Annotated in this window: 5 protein-coding genes and 1 pseudogene; 4 read left to right on the top strand and 2 right to left on the bottom strand. The window is 35.8% G+C overall.

Going from position 1 to position 5738, the window contains the following annotated elements; genetic code table 11:
- Positions 1-63: 63 nt before the first annotated feature.
- Both ACIR310F_RS25065 and bchB read right to left on the bottom strand, forming a co-directional pair.
- On the bottom strand, positions 64-240 hold the full coding sequence (locus tag ACIR310F_RS25065; RefSeq protein ID WP_155963560.1) for a hypothetical protein: 177 nt from the start codon (positions 238-240) through the stop codon (positions 64-66).
- A gap of 103 nt (positions 241-343) precedes the next feature.
- On the bottom strand, positions 344-1870 hold the full coding sequence (bchB, locus tag ACIR310F_RS0100990) for a ferredoxin:protochlorophyllide reductase (ATP-dependent) subunit B (protein ID WP_028082209.1): 1527 nt from the start codon (positions 1868-1870) through the stop codon (positions 344-346).
- Between the two features lie 284 nt (positions 1871-2154).
- Here bchB and ACIR310F_RS26515 point away from each other — a divergent pair.
- The 4 genes and pseudogenes from ACIR310F_RS26515 to ACIR310F_RS21140 form a co-directional block, all read left to right on the top strand.
- Positions 2155-2253 (top strand): annotated as a pseudogene (locus tag ACIR310F_RS26515) (Fe-Mn family superoxide dismutase); the annotation flags it as partial.
- 84 nt (positions 2254-2337) lie between these two features.
- Positions 2338-4065, top strand: a complete 1728-nt coding sequence (locus ACIR310F_RS0100985) for an asparagine synthetase B family protein (RefSeq protein ID WP_035367459.1) — start codon at positions 2338-2340, stop codon at positions 4063-4065.
- A 4-nt stretch (positions 4066-4069) separates the two neighbouring features.
- Complete coding sequence (locus tag ACIR310F_RS0100980; RefSeq protein ID WP_028082207.1) at positions 4070-5332, top strand: AAA family ATPase; 1263 nt, start codon at positions 4070-4072, stop codon at positions 5330-5332.
- A 5-nt stretch (positions 5333-5337) separates the two neighbouring features.
- Positions 5338-5730 (top strand): hypothetical protein, encoded by a 393-nt coding sequence (locus ACIR310F_RS21140; RefSeq protein WP_081677531.1) that lies wholly within the window; start codon positions 5338-5340, stop codon positions 5728-5730.
- The last annotated feature ends 8 nt before the right edge of the window (positions 5731-5738 follow it).

The raw sequence follows: 5738 nt of genomic DNA, 5'->3' as shown, positions 1-5738 counted from the left end.
ATAAAAATCCTTGTTTTATAAGCACTTGAGCCTTATTGAACTCTCACGTATCATTTAGGATTGCTATATGTATTTTTTTAAGACATTATCATTATCAATTCCCCAATTCTCATCCAAAGCTTGTTGCTTTAGGTTATCAATGGCGGTTTGACTAATATATGCAAAATTATAAAGCTGATCTACAACACGATTTGTTTTCGGAGAGCCGTACTGTTCTAACAATTCTTCTTTAGAAGGCATAGGTTTTAATACATGATTACTTAATTAAGAACTGTTCCAGTATAAACTAAAAGGCATCCACAAGGGATGCCAATCAAAATTTTTGTTTCCTAACCCCGCAAACCTACGCCCCTACAGATTCCTTAGCTGCATACAAAACCTCAGCCGAGATATCTTTAAACCCACGTTCACGGGCAAACTTTTCGGTATTTCGTTTCACTTTTCCGCGCACAAAACCAGGAATTTTATTCAATTCTGCTTGGCCATCTTTTGTCCAATTCAAACCAGATTCCGCAGAAATTCCTTTGGTAATTACTTCCTTGGTATCGTGTCCACCAAAGATTTCTAAAAGGTGATCTTCCATTCCCAAAGTGAAAGAATTGTAGATTAAATCTGTGATTTGATTTGTACCTTCATAACCCATAAATGGTTTGTAACCAATGGGGAAATTCTGCACGTGAATAGGTGCTGCAATGACACCGCAGGGAATATCCAAACGTTTACCCACGTGACGTTCCATCTGCGTACCAAATATAGCAGAAGGTTCAACACGAGCGATCGCATCCCCAATTTCACCATGATCATCTGTAATTAATACTTCATCGCAATATTCGCTCACCTGTTCTCTAAACCAGTCAGCATCATACTTGCAATAAGTACCCGCCCAAACTACATGAATCCCCATTTCCCGCGCCAGAATCTTCGTTAAAGCCGCCGCATGGGTATTATCACCGAAAACCACCGCTTTCTTCCCAGTCAAGTTCTGACAGTCAATAGAACGGGAAAACCAAGCCGCTTGGGATACGTGCAGAGTTTGTTCATTGATGAAGTCTTCGTAATTAACCTCAGCACCTTGAGCGTTAATTACCTGCTGAATTTTGCGGATACATCTAGCAGTTTCCACAACACCCATGGGTGTAATATCTACGTAAGGTGTCCCGAATTGTTCTTGTAAATATTTAGCTGTTGTTAACCCCAGTTCCCGATAAGGAACTAAGTTAAACCAAGCTTGAGGCATACTTTTTAATTCATGAACAGACGCACCTTCAGGAATCACAATATTTACATCAATTCCCAAATCAGCCATTAACCGTTTAAGTTCGGTACAGTCGTGGTTATTGTGGAAACCAAGGGTAGAAACGCCGATAATATTAACCGAGGGTTTAGCGGTTTTCTGTGTTGGTAATTCCCCCCGCTTCTGGGCTTTTTCAATGTAATATTGGACAATTTGTTGTAGAGTCCGGTCTGCGGCTTGTAGTTCATTGTAGCGGTAATGGTTGACATCTGCCAGCATTACGTCCCCTTTTGCTTCTAATTGCGCCCGTTCCACAAAGTTGTGTAAGTCTTCTTGCAAAATGCTGGAAGTGCAGGTAGGAGTTAAGACAATTAAATCGGGGTGTTCTTCCGCGTCTTTGCGAGTAATATTGTCTACTACCTTTTCTTGAGAACCACGGGCTAAAACGTTTCTATCAACGACGCTGGTTGTCACTGGAGTGAAATCTCTCTCCCGCGATAGCATGGAACGCATGACGTTAAAGTAGTCATCACCCAGGGGCGCGTGCATGATTGCATGAACGTTTTTAAAAGAACTAGCAATTCGCAAAGTACCAATATGGGCAGGTCCTGCATACATCCAGTAAGCTAATTTCATCCGGTTTTCTCCCTTTGCAACTTAAAATTTCTATAAGTGCTTGATTATTAAATCGTTTCTGATTTTCTCAAATCTACCAGCTATGAACAAATAAGGTTTGTTACGAGGTTCTTTGGTGTGAAAGATGGTAAAACCTAGTTCCTGACTGGGTTATAGCTGCTATTTAAACAATATTTATGTTGTTTAAGTCAATAAATCTTAATGATTTGTAAAATAAGCTGTTACGTATCTAAATTAAACCTGTGGGAAATATATACGAAAAAATGATACATCATACATAGTAACACACATACTACATTAACTTTAAAAATGCTCGTCTTGCATTCATCAAGAATTTCTTAGATAATTTGGTGAACTGGGATTTTATCGCTGCAAATTTTGCTGCTGAGATTTTAACGAGTGATTGCTCATGGGTGATTAGTAATTTAATATTGTTACTGATTACCCTTTATCCAATACCCAAACCAATGCTATTTAATTTTTTTAAAAGTTCTCATGTTATTACAAATATTGAATTTAAGTCTAGTTGGTGTGTAGCTTATGGAAAACTAAGTAATTTCACTAGGGATATAATTTGGCAAGATCAGCAATTTGCAGTTATTTCTAAATCAGATAAAATTGCAATTAGTGACAGTAAAAGATTTGTAATAGTTGGAGATATTTGGTTAAGTAACCGAGGAGAACTACTGCAAAAATTAGGAATTGAGATTAATCATACTTGCAGTCATCAAAAAATAGTAGCACAACTTTGGGAAAAATACAATTCTGAATGTTTAAAGCTATTATTGGGAATGTTTGGGTTAGTAGTTTGGGATTGTGAAAAACAGGAATTATATTTAATTAGAGATGCCATTGGTGGTCGCACCTTATATTATACTACCACAGGTTTAACTTATTGGATAGCCCCAAAATTAAGAACTTTAACACCTTATCGTTCTGATAATTTAGATTTAGTTGCATTACGGGATTATCTTTGTTGTGCATTTGTTCCGGGAGAAAGGACACTTTGGCAAGATATTAAAGAAATTCGTCCCGGTAGTTTTCTAAAACTACCATCTCACAAGGTTGATCATTATTGGCAATTAAAAGAACAAATTATAGACACAAATCAACCTTTAGAATGGTATGGTGAAAAATTGCGGTTTTTACTTGAACAAGTTGTTAAAGAATATTTACCCGAAAATCAACCGGTTGGTATTTTCCTATCTGGTGGTTTAGATTCTAGCAGCATTACCGCACTAGCAGCAAAATTACATCATGCACCAATTCACACTTATTCTATTCATTTTGGTGCAGAAACTGCGAATGAATTAGAATTTTCTAGTTTAGTTTCTCAACATTGTCAAACCCAACATCACATCTTAGAAATTAGCTTTCGGGATATGTGGGAACGTTTACTAGAAACCATGGTTTATTTAGATGATCCTATTGGTGATCCTTTGACAGTTCCCAATTTATTAATAGGGAGAATAGCGCGGGAAAATGTGCAAATTACCCTGAATGGAGAGGGAGGAGATCCTTGTTTTGGTGGTCCAAAAAATCAACCTATGTTAATTAATAGTTTATATGGTTATATTCACAATCAAGATTCATTACAAGCTTATTTAACATCTTTTCAAAAGTGCGCTTTAGATTTACCACGACTTTTAAAACCGGAAATTTGGCAAAGTTTAAAAAATGAATCATCTGTATTTAATCATGATTTAAATATCGATGTCAATTATTTGAATAGATTAATGTTTTTAAACATTAAATTTAAAGGTGCAGATCAAATTTTAACAAAAGTGAATAATTTAACTCAAGCGGCAGATTTACAGGGTTTATCACCATTATTTGATCAGCGGATAGTTGAATTAAGTATGCAAATTCCTCCAGAATATAAACTTTCAGGAGTTCAAGAAAAAGCGGTTTTAAAAAAAGCAGTTAGTGACATTTTACCAGATACTATTATTCATCGTCCTAAAAGTGGAATGATGGTTCCTGTACAATTGGGATTCAGAAAATATTGGCCAAGAAAAGCGCGGAAATTGTTGTTAAACAGAAATAGTCAGATATCAGCTTACATTAATCAGGATATATTGCGTGAATGGTTAGATTTTCAAGGTGATATTTGGGGAAGATATGGTGTTAAACTGTGGTTATTGGTGAGTTTGGAAATTTGGTTGCAAGTAAATAAAAATACATTGGAGAAGTAGTTAAATGCTAAAAGAACTTCATTTACAGTCTGTAGGACCATCTCCTCAATTTGATGTTGAATTTGCTGATAGAGTCAACATTTTTACAGGGGATAATGGATTAGGTAAAAGTTTCTTACTAGATGTTGCTTGGTGGGTACTTACTGGAAACTGGGTAGAACAACCCGTTTATCCGCAAAGAAATACAGAAAAACCTCCAGAAATTATCTCCCAAATTATCACTCTAGATGATGATGAAGGAAAAAATTATTCCTTTAAATTTAATTTTTCTAAACAAAAATGGCAAGATTTAAGAGTTCCCTTTCATAGTGTTCCCTTATTAAAAGGAATAATTATTTTTGTTCGCGTTGATGGAAGTTTCTCTATTTTTGATCCTGCTCGCAACGATGAAGATGCCTATAATTTTACCCCCGATACACTTTGGAATGGGTTAAAATTAAAAGGAAAAGTTATTTGTAACGGTCTGATTCAAGATTGGGTAACATGGCAAAATCAACCCCAAAAAACGCCATTTCAACTTTTATCAGATGTCATTAAACAACTTGCACCTCATCCTGATGAATGGATAGAAATAGGAGAACCAACGCGAGTATCTGTTGATGATGTGCGTGATATTCCGACAATTAATCTTTCTTATGGGAATATTCCCATTACCCAAGCATCAGCAGGAATGAAGCGGATTTTGGGACTTGCTTATTTATTAGTATGGACTTGGTATGAACACCAAAAGGCTTCTGAATTAAAGCAGCAAGAACCAATGAATCAAATAGTTTTATTAATAGATGAAATTGAGTCTCATCTCCATCCTCGCTGGCAAAGAGCGATTTTACCATCTATTTTATCAGTAGTCAATCAGTTAAAATCAGATATCACAATACAAGCTTTAGTTACTACTCATTCTCCCCTTGTGCTGGCTTCATTAGAACCAATATTTGATGAAGAACAAGATAAATTATTTTTATTTGAACTACAAGGAAAAGACGTTGAACTAAATGAAATTTTGTGGACTAAACAGGGAGATACTGTAGGATGGTTAACATCAGAAATATTTGGACTAAAACAAGCACGTTCTCAAGAATCAGAAACCGCAATTGAAGCAGCAGAAGCGTGGATGCGAAATGATAATATGAATACTTTTCCTGAACATTTGAGAACACAATCACAAATTCATCAGGAATTGCAAAGACTTTTACCGGGACATGATCCATTTTGGCCACGTTGGATAGTTACAGCAGAAAGAAGAAATCAAAAATCATCAGACTCATAGTAAATATGTTAAAGTTTAATCCTCCAGCAGAACCAGAAAATTTTGATGCAAAAGCACGACAACCAGGTAATAATTGGTTAGAAAAAAATCCAGATAAAAAAAGACCAAAAGATTATTGGTCAAATTTTAAAAGTGATTTAGCTGATGGCTTTGGTAATCTTTGTGGTTATACTGCAATGTATGAACCTGTTGGCACTGTAGACCATTTCCTATCTTGTGAAAATCATCGTGATTTGGCTTATGAATGGAGTAATTACCGTTTTGCTTCTGGTTGGATTAATAGTAGTAAAGGTACTCTTGATAACCAGATTCTTGACCCGTTTGAAGTTGAAGATGATTGGTTTGAAATTTTGTTACCTTCCCTACAATTAGTAATACAGCACTTCCCGATGTTATGAGGTACAAG

Source organism: Dolichospermum circinale AWQC310F (assembly GCF_000426925.1).
Taxonomy (GTDB): Bacteria; Cyanobacteriota; Cyanobacteriia; order Cyanobacteriales; family Nostocaceae; genus Dolichospermum; species Dolichospermum circinale.
Note: the sequence above shows the minus strand (reverse complement) of the source record. Positions and strands in the feature narration are given on the sequence as shown.

What these genes read in the sequence shown, in the direction of transcription:
- ACIR310F_RS21140 (WP_081677531.1), top strand. Translation starts at nt 5,338, where the DNA reads ATGTTAAAGTTTAATCCTCCAGCAGAACCAGAAAATTTTGATGCAAAA.
- bchB (WP_028082209.1), bottom strand. Translation starts at nt 1,870, where the DNA reads ATGAAATTAGCTTACTGGATGTATGCAGGACCTGCCCATATTGGTACT.
- ACIR310F_RS0100980 (WP_028082207.1), top strand. Translation starts at nt 4,070, where the DNA reads ATGCTAAAAGAACTTCATTTACAGTCTGTAGGACCATCTCCTCAATTT.
- ACIR310F_RS0100985 (WP_035367459.1), top strand. Translation starts at nt 2,338, where the DNA reads ATGCTATTTAATTTTTTTAAAAGTTCTCATGTTATTACAAATATTGAA.
- ACIR310F_RS25065 (WP_155963560.1), bottom strand. Translation starts at nt 240, where the DNA reads ATGCCTTCTAAAGAAGAATTGTTAGAACAGTACGGCTCTCCGAAAACA.